Raw genomic sequence first — 18,030 nt, 5'->3', positions numbered from 1 at the left:
AAAAAATCAGCCCGAGGACTGATTCTCTATTCTTTCAAAACAAGTTTTCCCCGACATTTCCCACATCGGTATTTGTTTAGGTCAATGCGGCGATTACGCTGGTAGACTTGACCACAGGACTGACAGATATAAAGCAGGCTGGGCTTGGTTGCTTGTTCCAGTTTGGGAGCATAGCGCAGACCGTCCACCGCTTTCAGTAATTCCTTGAAATCCCTATCTCCATGCCGATAGCCTTTTTTCTCGAAGTAAAGATGGTAATGGCAAAGCTCATGGCGAACAATCTTTCGAAAGACCTCCAGCCCCTGCTCCTCCAAGTGCTTAGGATTAAAATCCAAGTGCCCATCCTTTGGAAAAAAGCGTCCGCCTGTTGATCGCAATCGCCTGTTCCAGATGGCTACATGGCGAAATTCTTTACCGAAGTCCTCCAAGGAAACTTCTTGCACATACTTATTCAGATCCATTTGGCTTTAAAAGACTTAATCCGATACGGTTGCGTTTGATATCGACTTCAACTACCCAAACCGTTACGATTTCCCCAACTGCAAGAACTTCACTTGGATGAGGCAAGGCTTGTTGGCGACCATTCTTATCTCGTTTGCGTTTGACCATACGTGAAATATGAACCAAGCCATCTTCATGGACGCCGATGTCCACAAAAGCTCCAAAGTCTACAATATTGCGGACTGTTCCCTGCAATTCCTGTCCGACCACCAAGTCCTTAACATCCAAGACATCTTGGCGAAGAACAGGGGCTTCAAAATCATCCCGCAAGTCACGACCAGGTTTGAGCAAGTCTGCGATGATGTCTTTCAAGGTTTCCTGACCGACACCGATTTTCTCGGCTATATCTACAATGGACACCGCTTTTAATTTTTCCTGCGCAGCAGCATCTAAGTGGTCAATGGCTAGAAGTTCTAACAAGTTCTCCACAGCCTTGTAAGACTCTGGGTGCACGCCAGTATTGTCCAAAAAGTTGGTCGCTTCAGGAATTCGCAAGAAACCAGCTGCCTGCTCAAAAGCCTTGTCACCCAGACGAGGCACCTTTTTGAGCTGCTGACGAGAGGTCAAAGCACCATTTTCCTCACGGTACTTGACGATATTCTCCGAAATAGTCTTGTTGAGACCGGCCACGTGAGCCAAAAGGGCAGGACTAGCCGTGTTGACATTGACACCGACCTGGTTGACCACCGTATCAACCACAAAGTCCAGACTTTCAGAGAGAGATTTCTGATTGACATCGTGTTGGTACTGGCCGACACCGATCGACTTGGGATCGATTTTTACTAACTCAGCCAGAGGGTCTTGCAGACGGCGGGCAATGGAAATAGCAGAGCGTTTTTCGACAGGTAGGTCTGGAAACTCGTATCGAGCCAGTTCAGAAGCTGAGTAAACTGAAGCTCCGCTTTCATTGACGATGACGTAAGAAACTTCTGGGAAATCCCTGAGCAAATCAGCAACGAAAGCCTCAGACTCACGGCTGGCCGTTCCATTTCCGATGGCAATGATTTCCACCTGATACTGGCTAATCAAGTCTGCCAAGTCTTTTTTGGCCTGAGCGATTTGACGCTGACCAGCCGGCTCAACAGGATAGATAACCTGTGTTGTTAAGAGTTTGCCTGTCTGGTCCACAACTGCTAACTTAGCACCTGTCCTAAAGGCAGGGTCAAAACCAAGGACCACCTTGCCTTTTAGCGGAGATACAAGAAGCAAATTGCGAAGGTTTTTAGAGAAGAGATCGATAGCACCTTCTTCTGCTTCTTCCGTCAATTCCGTCCGAATACGACGTTCCATGGCTGGCACAATTTTCTTCTTAACTGCTTGCTGAATGACATCTTTGATATAGTTGTTTGTCTGTGGGAAACGAAGTTCAAAGAAACGAACCATCTTATCAAGATTGTGTTCAAATGAAACCTTGAGAACTCCTAATTTCTCCCCACGGTTGATGGCCAAGATCTTGTACCCCTGCATCTTCGCCACTTTTTCAGAAAAGTCATAGTAAATCTGAAAGACTTCTTTTTCATCTGCTTCTTTGTCTTTCAACTCTGATGTCAGACTTGAATTAGTCTGTACTTCATGGTAGACCCAGGCACGAAGTTTATTGTCTTCTGAGATGGCTTCTACCAAAATATCCACTGCACCCGCCAAACAAGCCTGAGCTGTGTCAAATCCTTCGCAAATAAAGTTAGCAGCCTGGTCTTCCAAGTCAGCCACATTCTGCAAAATTAGACGAGCCAGCGGGAACAGTCCAGCCTCACGCGCCACCGTTGCCTTGGTCCGACGTTTTTCCTTATAAGGCAGATAGAGCTCTTCTACATCTGCTAACTTTTCTGCTTCTTCAATGGCTTGACGGAGCTGGTCTGTCAATTTGCCCTGCTCTTCAATCTTGGTAAGGACGGTAGCCTTACGGTCAGCAAGAGCAGTTAAGGCCTTATCCCGATCAATGATAGACTTGATGACAACTTCGTCTAAATTTCCCGTTACATCCTTCCGATAGCGAGCGATAAAGGGAATGGTATTGCCCTCAGCCGTCAACGATAGGACGGTATCAATCTGTTTTAAACTAACGCCCAATTCTTGAGCAATTTTCAAATATTTTTCTTCCATAACATCCATTATAGCATGAAAGCTATGCAATTTACATAAGAAAAAGACACCAAAAAGTGTCTGCTCACATTTATCAGTAATTTTATTTTTCGAAATTGATTTTTTTTGATAATTTATCAATCACAATCGCTCCAACGAGTAGGGAAAGTAGTTCGCCTCCAGCAGTTGTCAACCAAGTGAAAAAGAATGGCAAATCATATAAGAATTTCAATTCAAGAGCGATGGTAAACATAGTCGCTGCAAAAAAGAATGAGAAATAAAAGAATGCCTTATTAAACAAGCCACCGAATAGGTAGTCTTTCTTGTATTTTTCAAACAGAATAACTCCAAGAGTGACAAAGATAAGGGTTGAAAATCCTCCTACAAAGAGGTCTATCACACCAAAGCCTATCAAATTGGAAATCATGCAACCGATAGTCACTGCAATAATGTACTTACGATTATAAAAAGCCAAGAAATTGAGCATTTCTGACAAGCGGAACTGAATCGCTCCGAAAGAAATAGCATTCAATGGCGGTGTTACAGTCAATGCAACATAAATAGCTGCAATCAGGGCGATTTCTGCCATATCTCTGGCAGACCATTTAGATGTATTCATAAAATTCTCCTTTAGCAAAATGCTTAAAATATGCTTGGGTAAAGTGAGCAAGCCCCAAGGGTCATTGATTTTTTCAACAACGTTGATTAGTATAGCATATTTTTAAAAAAAATGATAGACTAGTTCTTATGAAAAATCTTGTTAAAAAAATCTTCACAAATGAAGTTACACTTTATCTAATATTTGGCGTCGCAACTACACTGGTCTACATGGTGACACGAATTACCTTATTTTCAATTATTCATCAGGTTCTTATCGTAGCGTTTTTAGCCAACATGATAGCCATTCTATTTGCGTTTATTACAAATGATCGAATTGTTTTCAAACAAAAAAGCAGAGGATGGCTTCCAAGACTTATTAAATTCGTTTCTGCTCGCCTTGTAACAATGGGAGTGGATTTATTATTGGCCTTTATCTTCGTAGATGCCTTTCCGCAGATTATCGGTCAATTCGTCAATCAGAATCTACAAACAGTCAATGCGATTGCAACGTTTGTCTCACAGGTATTGGTCATTATCCTTAACTATGTTCTTAGTAAACTTTTTGTATTTAAAGACAATAAATAAAGAGGTTGTTTCAATCAACCTCTTTTTCTATAGCTCTACCCTCACTATCAACAGGAGTAAAACGAGCTTTCAATCTGTTTAAGACGGAAACGACATCACCACGCCTCGCATCAAACTCATCAATTTGCATGCTTTGTACAGTTGCATTGAGCACTGCCCCGGTGATAAGGATATTAGCCATAAAAACAAACCAGAGCATGAGAACCAAAAAAATCACAGATGTTACAAATCGAAAATCCAACAGTCGACTAGCATAACTATCCACATAATAACCAAATATATGTCCCACTGTTCCCATCACAATAAGAACAAATAGAGTACCTGGAAGAACATATCGGATTTTCTTAATTCGGACATTTGGCAAGAAAAAGTAGAGCATCATCAGAGCTAAAAACAAAGTTAAATAAGCAATCGGTTGAGTTTGACTGATAATCTTACTTATCCAACTTCCCTCTATAGAGAAGATACTGCCAATAATGTTTTGTAAGGTCTGACCAAAGGTCAATGCCGCAACTCCTAATATGATAATCAATTGCAAAGCAATTCCTAAAAAGATACCAACGATATGCCCGACAATAAAATCTCTATGCCGATTAACACCATATGCCTTATTAACAGCCTTTTGCAAAGCTGTCATGCTTCTTGAAATCGTCCAAAGAGTTGTCAAGATAGAAATTCCCAGCCAAGAAGATGAAGGTTGGGTTAGAACATTGACAATCAGACGAGAAACACTGGGGTAGAGTTTCTCTGGAAAAATTTCCACTACTACTGCTAAAATCTGATCTACATCAATACTAAGATAGGGCAATAAATTGGCCAGAGTCATTAGGATAGGAAAAATCGAAATAATCAAATAATAGGCGACTGCCACACTGGTAATATCTAATTCGGCAGAAAAATAAAAAGAAAAAAAGGAGGAGAAAAACTGCTTACATTGGGATTTCAATGTCTGTGTTTTCATACTTCCTCCTTACATAGAATCAATTAATAAGTTCCTTCTTCACCTTGACTAGTCAAGATAACCGGACCATTTTTAGTAATTACAAATTGGTGTTCATATTGACATGATAGGCCACCATCCAAGGTTTTATGTGCCCAACCTGTTTTCATATCTGTATCAATTTTCCAAGTACCTGTATTAATCATGGGTTCAATAGTCAAGACCATTCCTTCACGCAGACGAAGCCCACGCCCTGCGGTCCCGTAGTGAGGAACCATCGGTTCTTCATGAAAAGTCGGACCAACTCCATGCCCAACTAAATCGCGGACAACGCCATAGCCACGGCTTTCAGCATATTCTTGAATTGCTGCACCAATATCACCGATACGGTTTCCGACCACTGCTTGCTCGATACCACGATACAAACATTCCTTAGTTACGTCCATGAGTTTTTGGACTTCTTCTGAAACCTGACCGACTGCATAAGCCCAACAAGAATCTGCAACACCACCTCGATAAGATTGGGTGATTTTTTTCATAGCCTTAACATCATTGAAATTCAGTTTAGAAACATCGACCACTGATCGATCCAAAGGTTCGCTGAGAACCATGTCGACCTTCAGTAAATCACCTTCCTTAAGTTTGTAATGACGCGGAAAGGCATGGGCAACCTCATCATTCAAGCCACAACATGTAGCATAGGGATAATCCATCAATTCACCATCAACACCAATTTGGAGTGGCAATACGTTTTTCTCTTTACACGTTTTCCGGACATATTCCTCCACTTCCCACATATCAATTCCTGGCTTGATGATATCCCGTAAACCAATATGAATACCAGCCAGAATATCTCCAGCACGATCCATGGCATCAATTTCACGTTGTGATTTAATAGTAATCATATTTTTTCCTCATATTTGCTTAAATTAAATGTAGACTTGTCTAGTCCAAATAATAGATAATCTCGGGTCTTTCGACTATAGCGGTCACTACCTCGATACTGACGTAACATTTGAAAACCAGCCTTTTGAGCAACCCTTTGACTAGCCTTATTCTCTAAATGAGTAATTAATAAGAGACGCTGGATTCCTATATGATAAAAGGATAAATAAACTAGATTTTTCAGTGCTTCTGTCATTAGCCCCTGCCCCCAGTAATCCTTTTTTAAAAAATAACCAATCTCTGCTTGTCTGGCTTGCTCATTTAGTTTTTCTAATCGAATAACTCCAATCAACTGTCTGCTCTCTCGATCTTCCAATGCCCAAACCCCTAGTGGAGATTTCATAAATTGATTCACAAGAAAATCAGCAGCCTCCTCCTTGTCAGTTATACTAGGAAAAATAAAAGGGAGATTATCAGGAGAAGAAACAATTTGAAAGAAGTTATCTAAATCATCGTAACAAAAAGGCCTAAACTTCAACCGAGAGGTCTCAAAATTCGCAAAGGCAGCTAGATTGGTCCAAATAGTCATTGTATCTATAGAGGCCGGAATTGCTCCCAGCCTCGCTTTCGTTTATTCTTCGATTAACTGGATATCAGCTCCCAGTTCAGTTAGTTTCTCGATAATATTGGAGTAGCCTCGTAAAATAAACTCAACATTCGTAATCTCTGTTCGGCCTTGAGCCATGAGCCCAGCAATAACCATAGCTGCGCCAGCCCGAAGATCCGTTGCCTTCACTCGAGCTCCTTTCAACTGATTAGGCCCCTGATAAGCAATATAATTACTCCGCGTACGGATGTCAGCACCCATATTCGCTAATTCTTGTACGTGACCAACTCGCTTTTCATAAATAGTATCAGTAATGCTACCACTACCTTCTGCCATCAGTAATAGCGGTGTAATAGGCTGTTGCAAGTCGGTAGCAAATCCAGGATACGGGGCTGTCTTAATGCTGACAGCTTTCAATTTATCTTGTTTTTCAACAAATATACTATCCTCTGATACAGTCATGCGCACTCCCATCGCTTCTAATTTAGCAATAAAGATTTCCAAATGCTCATAAAGGACGTTATCAATCTGAATTCCTTCACCAACAGCTGCAGCTAAGGCAATATAGGTTCCCGCTTCGATACGGTCTGGAATAACCTGATGACGTGTTCCATGTAGTTTTTCAACACCTTCAATTGTAATAACATCCGTTCCAGCCCCACGAATATGAGCTCCCATATTATTAAGTAAGGTAGCCACATCAATAATTTCAGGTTCTCGAGCCGCATTTTCAATAACTGTCCGACCTTGAGCCTTGACCGCTGCCAACATAGTATTAATCGTTGCCCCAACACTAACGGTGTCCATAAAAATATGTGCACCTTGGATGCGATTGCCGTTAGTGGAGAGATGCATGTTCATTCCCTCATAGTTCATGGTAGCTCCCATGGCTTCGAAAGCCTTGAGATGTAGGTCAATTGGACGAGGTCCTAAATCGCAACCTCCTGGCAAACCAACAATAGCTTGACCAAAACGGCCTAGCAAAGACCCATAAAAATAGTAAGAAGCTCGTAAACTATTAATTTTACCAAAAGGCATCGGCATATCCTGAACACCACGCGGGTCAATTTCAAGGCTATCTCCTGTACGCTTAACGGTAGCTCCCATCGTTTCCATAATGTCTATCAAACTGTCAACATCTGAAATAGCAGGAACCCCATCTAAGGTCACTATACCATCTGCTAAAATAATGGCTGGAATCAAGGCCACAACTGAATTCTTTGCACCACTAACGGTCACTTTCCCCTTCAAGCTATGACCGCCGTTGATAATTATTTTTCTCATACTGTCAAATCTCTTTCTCATATTCGCCAAAAAGGCAGACAGCTTATTGTATCATATCTATCTGAAAATAGCTAATTTTTACATCACAAGGAAACTAGTCTTTTTAGAAAAGAAAGAGGCTAGTCAACTATCTTTGTTCAGCCTCTCTATCTTATCTCCCCAATTTCTTGGTCTTTTTTAGGGCTGCGGCTATTGCCTTAATAATGGCATAGCGGAAGCCTTCTTTTTCCAAGGCGACAACTCCTGCGATGGTCGAGCCACCTGGTGATGTTACTTCTTGACGGAGCTGTGCTGGATGTTTATCGCTTTCTAAGACCATTTGAGCAGTACCTGCTAGGGTTTGGGCTGCCAAAACCCTGGCATCTTGAGCCGTCAGACCATTCTGCACCCCAGCATCTGTCATGGCCTCAATCATCTGATAGACAAAGGCTGGCCCGCAGCCTGCGATAGCCGTCGCTGCGTCAATTAGGATCTCTGGCACTTGTTTAACTTTGCCTGATTTTTCTAGGATTTGTTCCAATAGCGGAGCGAACTCTTGATTGACCAAACTATAGGTTGTCATGCCCTGGCCGATTGCGACCGGTGTATTGGGCATGATACGGATGATTTTATCTTCCGAAACAAATTCTGCGAGACTTTTGATTGTCACACCTGCTGCCATGGAAATCCAAATGGCTGACGGATTTTGGCTAATTTGATCCTGCAATCCTGACAAAACAGATTGAATCAAATGAGGCTTGATCCCAAGGAAAATCACATCGGCCTGCTCTGCTATTTCTCCGTTGGACAAAAGCTGACCTCCAAGCTGTTCATGAAGAGCTTGGGCTTTTGCTGGATTATGATTGCTTAGTAAAAGTTTGGTGTTTGCTTGCTGGCCGACCGCTTGTGCTAATGCCGCCCCCATGTTGCCCAGTCCGATAAATCCAATCTTCATCTTGTCCTCCTATCGAATGTGGCCATAGCCTGTGATGATATACTTGTAGGTTGTCATCTCACGCAAGCCCATAGGACCACGTGCGTGCATTTTTTGAGTGGAAATGCCCAACTCACAGCCCAAACCGAATTCTCCACCGTCTGTGAAACGTGTAGAAGCATTAACATAAACTGCTGCTGAATCGACATAGAGCGTGAAAATGTCGGCTATTTTGCTATTTTCTGTTACGATAGCTTCGCTATGACCTGTTGAATGTTGGGCGATGTGACTGATAGCTTCTTGGACACTTGACACAACCTTTACTGCTAAGATATAGTCCAAAAATTCCGTATCAAAATCTTCATCTCCTGCTGGTGTGAATTGGTTTAGAATAGCTTGTGCCTGACTGTCAGCACGGAACTCCACCTGACCTGCCAGAGCTTCCTCCAAGCGAGGTAGGAACTGACCTGCAATTTCCTCATGGACAAGCAAGACCTCTGCCGCATTACAAACAGACGGACGACTGGTTTTGGCATTGACGACAATCCGCAAGGCCTTGTCCAAGTCCGCATCCTTGTCCACATAGATATGACAGATGCCTGTGCCTGTTTCGATGACAGGTACTGTTGCATTTTCTACCACTGCCTGAATAAGACCTGCACCTCCTCGTGGCACCAACAAGTCAATCTTTCCTTTTGCAGTCATCAATTCCGTCGCTGAAGCACGACTAGTATCTTGCACCAATTCAATAACCTGTGGCGATAAGCCAGCTTGTTCTAAACCTGCTTTTAGAGCTGTGACAATAGCTTGTGCCGAATGAAAAGCTTCCTTTCCTCCACGCAAAATAACCGCATTTCCACTCTTGATAGCAAGAGCTGCTGCGTCAGAAGTCACATTTGGTCGACTTTCGTAAATCATTCCTACCAAGCCAAATGGAATAGACTTCTTGCTAATCTGCAAGCCATCTAAACGAGTTGATTCTTCTAAGACCAGCCCGACAGGATCTGGCAGGTCAATCAAGGCACGAATGCCATCTGCCATAGCTTCAATCCGCTCAGCTGTCAGAAGCAATCTGTCCTGCATCACTGGACTAATCTTGCCTTGGGCGTTTTCCATGTCGATGGCATTTCCTGCTAAAATTGCCTGAGTTTGAGCAAGCAACTGATCTGCCATAGCTGATAAAGCCTGATTTTTTTGTTCAGTTGTCGCAAGGTTGATAGAAGCCTTATGAGCCAATAAACTATCTAATAATGCTTGTGTTGTTGTCATCTATTTCTCCTATAAGCTAACCCAATCGTTGCGGTGAATGAGCACACCTTCTGCTTTGCCTTTAGCCAGCTGATTCTGCAAGTCCTTGGAGGACAGTTTAACTCGACCTTTTCCAATCAAGCGGTGGTCAGCTTGACTGTAAACTTCTACAACCTGCCCCACTTCAAAGTCACCTTCAATAGCCTTGACACCTGCTGAAAGCAAACTGCGACCTTGGTGCAACATAGCTTCAACCGCTCCAGCGTCTACTTCAACTGCTGCATCTGTCCGAGCATAGAAAGCCATCCATTGCTTACGTTGGTTCATGGCATGGTCATCTGCTAAAAATAGCGTACCACGGTTGGCTTGCGTGACTGCTTGTAGCAAAGCGGTATCCTCTTTTGACGAGCAGATAAACACTGGTACTCCTGACTTGGTCGCAATCTGCGCCGCTTGTAATTTTGTAGTCATGCCACCTGTTCCATTGGACGAGCCAGCTCCAGCAGCCATGGCAAACAAATCTGCTGTGATTTCCTTGATTTGAGGCAAATGCTGGGCAGTCGGGTCACAGTTTGGATTGGCCGTATAAAGCCCATCCACATCCGTCAAGAGTACCAAGAGATCCGCTTTTAAGAGCGATGCTACCTGAGCCGACAGGGTATCATTATCCCCTACCTTAATCTCTTCAATGGCAATGGTGTCATTTTCGTTGATAATGGGAATGGCACGCTGTTTGAGCAGGACTTGCAAAGCCTGCGAGGCATTTTGATAGCGTCTGGCATCCGCAAAATCATCTTGCGTTAACAAAATCTGAGCTGATACAATGCCATCTTTCATCAGGTTCTGAGTGTATTCTTCAATCAACAAGCCCTGACCCACTGCTGCAGAAGCCTGTTTCTCCGCAATCTTTGTCGGACGCTTATCAAAACCCAATCTCCGAAAACCAGCTGCGATAGACCCTGATGTCACTAGCACAATCTGATAACCTTTCTGATGTAGCTGAGCCAGCTGATTGGTGATACGAGCGATTTTAATTCGGTCCAAGCTGCCATTCTCTTGGGTTAGGGAACTTGTCCCCACTTTAAACACAATTGTTTGTTCTGTCATAGCTATCTCTTTCAAACTGATATTTGGAAAATTATATCATAGAAGGCATGATTTTTCTATACCAGACTCCACAGAAAAAGAGCCCGCAGGCTCTATTTGTCAAAAAAATAATCAATCTGTTTGGATAAACCAGCTAATTCAATCTCTTTTACAGGATAATCCTTCGCCAAAAAGTCGATCACCTGTGTTCCATACCGCTTAGTCTGAAGGCGATTGTCTAGGATGACAACTGCTGAACGTTGATTCTCTGAACGATTGGTCCGACCGATAGCCTGTTTGAGTTTCATCATCATCATGGGTAGGCTATAATCATAAAAAGGATGTTTTCCTTCTTGTCGCAACCGCTGGTTGACCTTCACTACAAACCGATCCCTTGGATTTTCAAAGGGGAGCCGCGTCAAAACTGCAATCATCTCAGGCTGACTGGCAAAGTCCACACCCTCCCAAAAGAGACCTGTTCCCAGCAATAGACTAGCTTCTCCTCGCTCAAAACGACGCTTCAAGCTATCCTCAGCCCCATGCTTGTGCTGGGCTAAATGCTCCATCCCCACCTCATCTAGCAGGTCCGAGACTGCCAAAAGCAGGGCAATGGAGGTAAAGAGGACCAAGACTGGTTGCTTTTTCCTCTCTAAAATCTGTAGCTCTTTTAGGATAAATCTGGCGTGATCTTCACGTGACCAATCCAGTACGCTTGGTAAGTCTGTAGGAAGCAAGACAGATTGATTGAGTAAGGGCTTAGCTTCCACCGCATCATAAGTGACCTCTTCAAAACCTAATAAATCCGCCAAACTGACCTTCTTGCTGATGTGTAAGGTGGCACTGATGCAGAAAGTCTTGACAGATGGCAAGAGACGAGCCACATCCAACAACTCTTCCTTGCTAGCCCGTAGATAGACCACTCGCTTATCTGCTAACATATGCTCCTCTAACCAAAAATAAGAATAATAGGATAAGGTTCGGTCCAATTCCAGAAAGTCCCAATCATCCAGTTCTTTCAGATTTTGTCGAAGCTGTTCCAGTTGCTGACTGGCAACTTCACGTTGCCCGCTCGTTCGGAACTGATTGACCAGTTCATTCAACTCAAAGGCGCTACTTTCATACAAACGGAATGTCAAGACAGTTTCGGCCCGATCCTTCTTGCTCTGAATCACCTGCAAGGTCTGGGCTAAATTGATAGTCTGACTAGCCAACTCTTCTGCTGCCAAGAGCAATTTTTGTGCCTCATCAATAACCACTATCCGCCCCTTCATCAAGGGATCTTGGTCTTTTAAGTGGGTTAAGAGATAGGCGTGGTTGGTTAAGAGGATACGGCTAGTGGCTGCCTTTTCCTGTAACCGACGCCAAAAATCCCAGTCAGCAAATAAACTATCTTCTGACAACTTGCCGTCGTGCTGAATCTCATCAAAATAGGCTTGATAGCGTTGCTTTTGCCTCAGTTCATCGAGGTCACCCGTTTCCGTCTGACAGAGCCAGACTAGAATTTGCATCTTAAAGCGATTGAGCAATCGATTTTCATCTACTCGTTGCAAGGTTGCCCAATACCTGTCTAACTTAAGATAATGACTTGCCGACTTAACCGAGGTAAGTGAAATATGGAAAATCTCCTCTAACTTCCGCCCCTCCTGATCTGCAATCTGTTGTTGCAGGATTTTAGTAGGAACAGTAACCAGAATAGGCTGGTCTGTTTGAGCCAAAAGAGGCAAGAGATAGCCGTAGGTTTTGCCAATCCCTGCCTGTGCCTGAATAAAATGTACTTGGGCATCATCTCTCAGACGTTCTTCTACCAAACCAGCAAACTGCCCTTGAATTTCTCTTTCTTCCAAGCCTAAAAGGGCTAAATTCTTCTCAAATTCCTTAGACAACTGTCTAGCTGGTTTAGGTGTCGTTGGCTTCTTCAAAACCAGACCGTGTATTTCTTCTAAACCTTCTGGCAACCACGTCGATAAGTCAGCGTAGACTTCATCTATAACCATACGAGATTCATAAAGGAGATTATCTGCCAGAGATAGAATCTGCTCCACTGTTTGTTTGGGAAGAGACTTGATTTTTTCCTGAATTTTTATCAAAAGCTCTGCAGTTGCTTTGGCATCTGCAATGGCAGTGTGTGCTTGTTCTAACTGTAATCCAAGCTGATTAGCCAAGGTAGCTAGACCATATTTTTCAAAGGTCGGAAAAAAGAGCTGAGCTAACTCCACTGTATCTACCCGCGGTGTCAGGAGGTCGTAACCTTCAAAGAAAAGGGCTTCTGCCAGCAAATTGGCATCAAACTTAACATTATGTGCTACGAAAATAGCCTCTCCAATCAAGTCGTAAATCTGACCTGCAACCTGCGAAAAGTCAGGAGCTTTTGCTAGTTGCCTGTCGGTAATACCGGTTAACTCCTTGATATGATGATCTAATTTCTCGTAGGGATTGATATCACTGGAAAATTCCTCAACAATCTGTCCATTTTCTACAATGACAATCCCGATTTGAATAATTTTTGCACTCAAGCTACTACCTGTCGCCTCTAAATCCACAACAGCGTAGCGATTGGCTGTTTTTTTCTCTGTCATAACAGTAAAATTATATCACATTTCTCGACAAATTCCGTGCGAAATTTTCTTTATTTTGATAGACTAGACCTATCAGGAGGACCTATGAAATTACATAAAACTCTCAATGCCGTAGCCTATCAAAATACCTACTATCTAGAAAATGACAGTCATCTGTTGGTCATTGATCCTGGTAGTGATTGGCCTGTAATTAAATCAACCATTGAAGCGATTAATAAACCTATCTCAGCTATTTTGCTAACTCATACACACTATGATCATATCATGAGTTTGGAACACGTCCGCACAAACTTTGGACACCCTCCAGTTTATGTTGCAGCTAGTGAAGCTAGCTGGCTCTACACACCTGAAATGAACTTATCTGGTCTAGCACGACATGATGATATGGATGATGTGGTCTGCCAGCCTGCTGAGCACACCTTCCAATATGACCATCCCTACAACTTGGACGGCTTTCAATTTTCTGTTGTCCCAACGCCTGGACACTCCATTGGCGGCGTTTCATTCATCTTTCCCGCTGCAGAACTTGTTATTACAGGCGATGCCCTTTTCCGGGAAACGATTGGTCGAACAGATCTTCCAACTAGTAATTTCAATGACCTCATCTCCGGTATCAAACTGCACCTATTGACCCTGCCTAATCACTATGATGTCTATCCCGGTCACGGTATATCGACAACAATAGGACACGAAAAGAATTTCAATTCTTTTCTAAAATAATTCGTCATTTTAACTAGAAACTAAACACTAATAAAATAACAGCCCTCTGTTTACTTAAGAAACTGAAGGCTGTTATTTTTATGTAAATTTTAGCTTTATTCTAATTCTTCCACAACTTTACCTAGATTCATGGAATTTGAGCCTTTAAAGAGAATTTGGTCATCTTTCCCTAGACTCTCCTTAACCTGTTTCACCAGGGCTTCAAATTGGTCCTGCTCTGCATTTTTCCTAAAGAAATACACTTTTCCAATTGGGAACATCTGACTAGCTAGCTGCGCCAATCCTTCAATGTCCTGACCGTAGAAAATGACGGTATCTAATACATCTGGAGACAGGCTCAAAATCATCTGATTGTGGAGGTCAACAGACTGACTACCCAGTTCTTTCATGTCTGCTAGTACAGCAATTTTCTTACCGCCTTCATTGGCTGGAATGCTAGAAAAGGTCTCTAAAATCAAGCGCATAGCTGTCGGATTAGCATTGTAGACATCGCTGAGAATATCTGCACCATTGGCTGCTTTTTTCCATTCGGTACGGTTACGAGTCAAATTAAGACTGGCAAGAGCTGACTTAATGGCTTCGTCAGTTACACCCAAGGTCTTGCCAACGTAGCTTGCTACCATAGCATTTGTCGCATTGTACTTACCTGTCACGGGAAGGAAAATCTCTCCATTTATAAAGTTAGTAGTGAAGACCAAGCTATCTTTTGACTCGACTAGACTGGTCACCTGTAAATCAGCCTGCTCACCAAAACGAATCAGCTCTACATGACTTGGTAAAAGGCTATCTACAATCGGATCTGCTGGAATCAGCAGTTTATCTCCTGTTGCCATTCCGTCTGCAATCTGCAACTTCCCTTTGGCAATTTCTTCTCTGGAACCAAAAAATTCCAAATGAGCTTCGCCAAAAAGGGTAATAACTGACAGGCTTGGTTTTGCAATTTCAGATAAGAGATGAATATCTCCTAAGTGGTCCTGACCCATTTCCAAAACCAGTTTTTCTGTATCATCTGGCATGTGAAGAACCGTGTAAGGAAGACCAATCTCATTATTATAGTTGCCTTGGGTCTTGTAAGTTTTGTAAGTCGTTGCTAGAATGTCATGAATCATGTCTTTGGTGGTCGTTTTACCATTGGAACCAGTCACCGCAATGACTTCTACTCCTGTTTTCTCTAAGTAGTAGGCCGCCAATTTTTGTAGCGCAGCCAAACAGTCATCCACTAGAATGTGGGGAACATCAAGACTGACTTCAGACAGGGTTACCGCGCAGCCATTTTCAAAAGCCACAGGAATAAAGTCATGACCGTCACGCGCCCCCTTGAGTGGAACAAAGAGATCACCTGTCGTAATTAGACGGCTGTCAAATTCAACCTTATTTAGAGTTGTATCAGGGTAAGTGGTAAAATTGTTTTTTGCGCCCAGAACCTGAGCGACTTCGTGTAAGGTTAATTTCATATATTTCTCCAAACTAAAAAGAGAGCGGGAAAGAACTCAAAAGTTCTAAAAAGAGTTCGTCAACAATTTCTTGTTTCAAGTTGTTTCACTCCACCCCCGCATAGCTCAAACTGTCTGGGAGGCAGTTTGAGGTTGGAGATGGAGCGAACAAAGTTCGTATCAAAGCAGTCAAAGTAGTGACTGTTGGAAGTTGGAAATGAGGCGAACTTTGTTCGTAACAGTCGTATAGGTCAGATTTGGAGTGTAATACATGAACAAATCTGCCAATCAACTACTGCGCTGAGATGTTGACTCGAGCTTTGAAAAGTGGGCTATTTTTTACCCATCATCTTCTTATTATACCACTTTTTTACCGAATTTGAGTTCCCGTCCCTCAGTCTCTATCTGCTGAGGTTTCTCCCAACTGATAAAAAGCAAACTCATACTGTAGCGTATCGCTCAATAATGCCTTTACCTTGCACTTCTGCTCTACATAGGCTAAGATAGCCTCTTTCTTTTCTTGTGAGATGGTCTCAGTCAGACCAATGTTTAACACAAGGTTGCGATTGTTTAACTGACTAGATACCTGAACAGGCATGTTTTTATTGTCTTCTTGGCTGGCATAATAGCCCTGCACACACATGGTGATACAGGCTGCTAAACCAATGTTCACTAGACTTACTGGGGTCTCTCCCTGTTCTGTCACACCAAAAGTACGAACTGGTTCACCATAACCTTGAGAAACCGCCTGAAATAATTTTTCTCCTTTTACTATCGTTTGATACATAAATACCTCCACATAAGTGTCCTCATTCTATCCTTATTTATAATCCCTTGCAAGAAAAAAGATTGGAAATTTCCAACCTTTTCATCCTTTTTAAATCAAATGACTCTCACGTTTTTCAAACATCTCTTTAGCCAAGCCAACAAGCTCTTCGATTAAGTCTGGATAGGACAATCCCATATTATCCCACAAGAGTGGATACATGGACCACTGGGTAAAGCCTGGCATGGTGTTGAGTTCGTTGAGGAAGATGTCCCCTTCTTCTGTTAGGAAGAAATCGCAGCGAGAAAGACCACAGCCACCGATAGCTCGAAAAGCACTGCCTGCATTTTCACGCATGATAGCCATAACGGATTGATCAATCTTAGCCGGGATTTCCATAGTAATCTTGTTGTCGATGTATTTTGCATCATAGTCATAAAAAGCAACGTCTTTTACAACCTCTCCCGGAAGAGTTGTTTTTACGTCAGCATTTCCCAAAAGACCAACCTCAATCTCACGCGCATTGACCCCTTGCTCCACAAGAATACGGCTATCATACTTAAAGGCTAAATCAAGTGCCTTGCGCAAGTCTTCCAAGTCCTCAGCTTTTGAGATACCAACGCTTGAACCCATATTGGCTGGTTTGACAAAAACTGGATAGGTTAGTTTGTCTTCGATTTCAGCAATCTTCCTTTCAATATTTTCGCCCTCGATAACTGCCACATAAGGTACTTGGGCAATTCCTGCCGACTCAAGAACGCGCTTGGTTGTGATTTTGTCCATAGCCACACTAGATGACAAAATGTTTGTCCCAACATAAGGCATACGAAGAACTTCTAGGAAACCTTGAATAGAGCCATCTTCTCCCATCGGTCCGTGTAGAACGGGGAAAACAACTGCATTCTCTTCATAGATATCGCTTGGACGAACCTTCTGTTCTGCACTAATCGTCGCATTTGTCATGAGTTTTTCATCGACAGACGGTGTCTGTGTAAACTCTTGCGTCTTGATAAAGTCACCAGTCTGCGTGATAAAGTAAGTCTTGACAAAAAATTTATCATAGTTAACTGCACGCATAACACTTTCAGCTGATAAAACGGATACTTCACGCTCTGCTGAACGTCCGCCGTAGAGTAAAATCAAGGTTTCTTTTGACATATACATTCCTTTTCTATTTGATTCATTTTCAAAATGGTCTAAAAAATTTTACAACTCCGTCCGATTTTCAATAGCCCGCAGTAGCGTGACTTCATCGGCATATTCGATGTCACTACCAACAGCCAATCCACGCGCCAAACGGGTGACTTTAATTCCTGCTGGTTTGAGGACACGAGAGACGTACATAGAGGTTGCCTCACCGTCCGCTGTGGCGTTGGTAGCTACGATAACTTCTGTCACCTCATTATCCATGAGACGTGTCAAGAGAGTCTTTAGATTGATGTCATCTGGACCAACTCCATTCATGGGTGAAATCAAACCATGCAGAACATGGTAAAGACCATGGTATTCTTGGATATTTTCCATAGCAGAAACGTCTCGACTGTCTTCAACCAACAAAATGGTTGTCTTATCCCGCGTTTCATCTTGACAAATAGCGCACGGATCTTGATCTGTTAGGTTCCCACAAATAGAGCAGTAGGACAAATCTCGCTTAGCCGCCAATAAGTTCTTAGCAAATTCATTGACCACATCGTCTTCCATACCAATCGTATAAAAAGCCAGACGTGTCGCCGTTTTTATGCCAATACCGGGTAGCTTGGAATAACTTTCAATCAATTTGGCAATAGGTGTTGGATATAACATA

The 18,030-nt window shown here is 42.7% G+C and carries 17 protein-coding genes and 1 riboswitch; of the genes, 2 read left to right on the top strand and 15 right to left on the bottom strand.

Annotated features, from left to right (window positions below):
- Positions 1-26: 26 nt before the first annotated feature.
- From AC4CS8_RS03255 to AC4CS8_RS03245, 3 genes are all read right to left on the bottom strand, one after another.
- Positions 27-461, bottom strand: a complete 435-nt coding sequence (locus AC4CS8_RS03255; RefSeq protein WP_493893525.1) for a SprT family protein — start codon at positions 459-461, stop codon at positions 27-29.
- Complete coding sequence (locus tag AC4CS8_RS03250; RefSeq protein ID WP_493893524.1) at positions 448-2,604, bottom strand: Tex family protein; 2,157 nt, start codon at positions 2,602-2,604, stop codon at positions 448-450. Before AC4CS8_RS03250 ends, AC4CS8_RS03255 begins: the two co-directional genes overlap by 14 nt.
- A gap of 82 nt (positions 2,605-2,686) precedes the next feature.
- Positions 2,687-3,202 (bottom strand): QueT transporter family protein, encoded by a 516-nt coding sequence (locus tag AC4CS8_RS03245; protein ID WP_493893523.1) that lies wholly within the window; start codon positions 3,200-3,202, stop codon positions 2,687-2,689.
- Positions 3,200-3,301, bottom strand: a riboswitch (PreQ1 riboswitch). Its footprint overlaps the gene before it by 3 nt.
- A 29-nt stretch (positions 3,302-3,330) precedes the next feature.
- Here AC4CS8_RS03245 and AC4CS8_RS03240 point away from each other — a divergent pair.
- Entirely contained in the window at positions 3,331-3,768 is a 438-nt protein-coding gene (locus AC4CS8_RS03240) for a GtrA family protein (protein WP_493893522.1), read from the top strand.
- Between the two features lie 10 nt (positions 3,769-3,778).
- Here the strand turns inward: AC4CS8_RS03240 and AC4CS8_RS03235 are convergent, their stop codons facing one another.
- The 8 genes from AC4CS8_RS03235 to AC4CS8_RS03200 all read right to left on the bottom strand — a co-directional run bounded on the left by AC4CS8_RS03235 (position 3,779) and on the right by AC4CS8_RS03200 (position 13,307).
- Positions 3,779-4,729 carry a YihY/virulence factor BrkB family protein gene (locus AC4CS8_RS03235; protein ID WP_493893521.1) on the bottom strand — a complete coding sequence of 317 codons (951 nt, stop codon included), beginning with the start codon at positions 4,727-4,729 and terminating at the stop codon, positions 3,779-3,781.
- A gap of 23 nt (positions 4,730-4,752) precedes the next feature.
- The gene (locus AC4CS8_RS03230; RefSeq protein ID WP_493893520.1) at positions 4,753-5,613 is read right to left on the bottom strand and encodes a methionyl aminopeptidase; all 861 of its coding nucleotides are present in this window, start codon (positions 5,611-5,613) and stop codon (positions 4,753-4,755) included.
- On the bottom strand, positions 5,610-6,182 hold the full coding sequence (locus tag AC4CS8_RS03225; RefSeq protein WP_493893519.1) for a GNAT family N-acetyltransferase: 573 nt from the start codon (positions 6,180-6,182) through the stop codon (positions 5,610-5,612). Before AC4CS8_RS03225 ends, AC4CS8_RS03230 begins: the two co-directional genes overlap by 4 nt.
- Positions 6,183-6,224: 42 nt before the next feature.
- Positions 6,225-7,484 carry a UDP-N-acetylglucosamine 1-carboxyvinyltransferase gene (murA, locus tag AC4CS8_RS03220; RefSeq protein ID WP_493893518.1) on the bottom strand — a complete coding sequence of 420 codons (1,260 nt, stop codon included), beginning with the start codon at positions 7,482-7,484 and terminating at the stop codon, positions 6,225-6,227.
- Between the two features lie 151 nt (positions 7,485-7,635).
- Positions 7,636-8,418 carry a pyrroline-5-carboxylate reductase gene (gene proC / locus AC4CS8_RS03215; RefSeq protein ID WP_493893517.1) on the bottom strand — a complete coding sequence of 261 codons (783 nt, stop codon included), beginning with the start codon at positions 8,416-8,418 and terminating at the stop codon, positions 7,636-7,638.
- A 9-nt stretch (positions 8,419-8,427) separates the two neighbouring features.
- Positions 8,428-9,666, bottom strand: coding sequence for a glutamate-5-semialdehyde dehydrogenase (locus AC4CS8_RS03210; RefSeq protein WP_493893516.1), 1,239 nt, complete (start codon positions 9,664-9,666; stop codon positions 8,428-8,430).
- A gap of 9 nt (positions 9,667-9,675) precedes the next feature.
- Positions 9,676-10,752 (bottom strand): glutamate 5-kinase, encoded by a 1,077-nt coding sequence (gene proB, locus AC4CS8_RS03205; RefSeq protein WP_493893515.1) that lies wholly within the window; start codon positions 10,750-10,752, stop codon positions 9,676-9,678.
- A 92-nt stretch (positions 10,753-10,844) separates the two neighbouring features.
- Complete coding sequence (locus tag AC4CS8_RS03200; RefSeq protein WP_493893514.1) at positions 10,845-13,307, bottom strand: bifunctional DnaQ family exonuclease/ATP-dependent helicase; 2,463 nt, start codon at positions 13,305-13,307, stop codon at positions 10,845-10,847.
- An 84-nt stretch (positions 13,308-13,391) separates the two neighbouring features.
- Between AC4CS8_RS03200 and AC4CS8_RS03195 the strand changes: the two genes are divergently transcribed.
- Positions 13,392-14,027, top strand: coding sequence for an MBL fold metallo-hydrolase (locus AC4CS8_RS03195; RefSeq protein WP_493893513.1), 636 nt, complete (start codon positions 13,392-13,394; stop codon positions 14,025-14,027).
- Positions 14,028-14,122: 95 nt separating this feature from the next.
- On the opposite strand, the gene AC4CS8_RS03190 is transcribed toward AC4CS8_RS03195, so the two are convergent.
- The 4 genes from AC4CS8_RS03190 to recR all read right to left on the bottom strand — a co-directional run bounded on the left by AC4CS8_RS03190 (position 14,123) and on the right by recR (position 18,029).
- Entirely contained in the window at positions 14,123-15,481 is a 1,359-nt protein-coding gene (locus AC4CS8_RS03190) for a UDP-N-acetylmuramoyl-tripeptide--D-alanyl-D-alanine ligase (RefSeq protein WP_493893512.1), read from the bottom strand.
- Between the two features lie 373 nt (positions 15,482-15,854).
- The gene (locus tag AC4CS8_RS03185) at positions 15,855-16,247 is read right to left on the bottom strand and encodes an OsmC family peroxiredoxin (protein WP_493893511.1); all 393 of its coding nucleotides are present in this window, start codon (positions 16,245-16,247) and stop codon (positions 15,855-15,857) included.
- 90 nt (positions 16,248-16,337) lie between these two features.
- Positions 16,338-17,384 carry a D-alanine--D-alanine ligase gene (locus tag AC4CS8_RS03180; protein WP_493893510.1) on the bottom strand — a complete coding sequence of 349 codons (1,047 nt, stop codon included), beginning with the start codon at positions 17,382-17,384 and terminating at the stop codon, positions 16,338-16,340.
- A gap of 48 nt (positions 17,385-17,432) precedes the next feature.
- Positions 17,433-18,029, bottom strand: coding sequence for a recombination mediator RecR (gene recR / locus AC4CS8_RS03175; RefSeq protein ID WP_493893509.1), 597 nt, complete (start codon positions 18,027-18,029; stop codon positions 17,433-17,435).
- Position 18,030: the final 1 nt, after the last annotated feature.

Source organism: Streptococcus sp. NSSLK0004 (genome assembly GCF_059039125.1).
This window is presented reverse-complemented; position numbering and strand designations above follow the sequence as displayed.

Bases quoted from the DNA above. Each gene is read 5' to 3' on its own strand.
- AC4CS8_RS03210 (WP_493893516.1), bottom strand. From the start codon at position 9,666: ATGACAACAACACAAGCATTATTAGATAGTTTATTGGCTCATAAGGCT.
- AC4CS8_RS03200 (WP_493893514.1), bottom strand. From the start codon at position 13,307: ATGACAGAGAAAAAAACAGCCAATCGCTACGCTGTTGTGGATTTAGAG.
- AC4CS8_RS03235 (WP_493893521.1), bottom strand. From the start codon at position 4,729: ATGAAAACACAGACATTGAAATCCCAATGTAAGCAGTTTTTCTCCTCC.
- recR (WP_493893509.1), bottom strand. From the start codon at position 18,029: ATGTTATATCCAACACCTATTGCCAAATTGATTGAAAGTTATTCCAAG.
- AC4CS8_RS03250 (WP_493893524.1), bottom strand. From the start codon at position 2,604: ATGGAAGAAAAATATTTGAAAATTGCTCAAGAATTGGGCGTTAGTTTA.
- AC4CS8_RS03240 (WP_493893522.1), top strand. From the start codon at position 3,331: ATGAAAAATCTTGTTAAAAAAATCTTCACAAATGAAGTTACACTTTAT.
- AC4CS8_RS03190 (WP_493893512.1), bottom strand. From the start codon at position 15,481: ATGAAATTAACCTTACACGAAGTCGCTCAGGTTCTGGGCGCAAAAAAC.
- AC4CS8_RS03185 (WP_493893511.1), bottom strand. From the start codon at position 16,247: ATGTATCAAACGATAGTAAAAGGAGAAAAATTATTTCAGGCGGTTTCT.
- AC4CS8_RS03255 (WP_493893525.1), bottom strand. From the start codon at position 461: ATGGATCTGAATAAGTATGTGCAAGAAGTTTCCTTGGAGGACTTCGGT.
- AC4CS8_RS03180 (WP_493893510.1), bottom strand. From the start codon at position 17,384: ATGTCAAAAGAAACCTTGATTTTACTCTACGGCGGACGTTCAGCAGAG.
- proC (WP_493893517.1), bottom strand. From the start codon at position 8,418: ATGAAGATTGGATTTATCGGACTGGGCAACATGGGGGCGGCATTAGCA.
- AC4CS8_RS03195 (WP_493893513.1), top strand. From the start codon at position 13,392: ATGAAATTACATAAAACTCTCAATGCCGTAGCCTATCAAAATACCTAC.
- AC4CS8_RS03230 (WP_493893520.1), bottom strand. From the start codon at position 5,613: ATGATTACTATTAAATCACAACGTGAAATTGATGCCATGGATCGTGCT.
- murA (WP_493893518.1), bottom strand. From the start codon at position 7,484: ATGAGAAAAATAATTATCAACGGCGGTCATAGCTTGAAGGGGAAAGTG.
- AC4CS8_RS03225 (WP_493893519.1), bottom strand. From the start codon at position 6,182: ATGACTATTTGGACCAATCTAGCTGCCTTTGCGAATTTTGAGACCTCT.
- AC4CS8_RS03245 (WP_493893523.1), bottom strand. From the start codon at position 3,202: ATGAATACATCTAAATGGTCTGCCAGAGATATGGCAGAAATCGCCCTG.
- proB (WP_493893515.1), bottom strand. From the start codon at position 10,752: ATGACAGAACAAACAATTGTGTTTAAAGTGGGGACAAGTTCCCTAACC.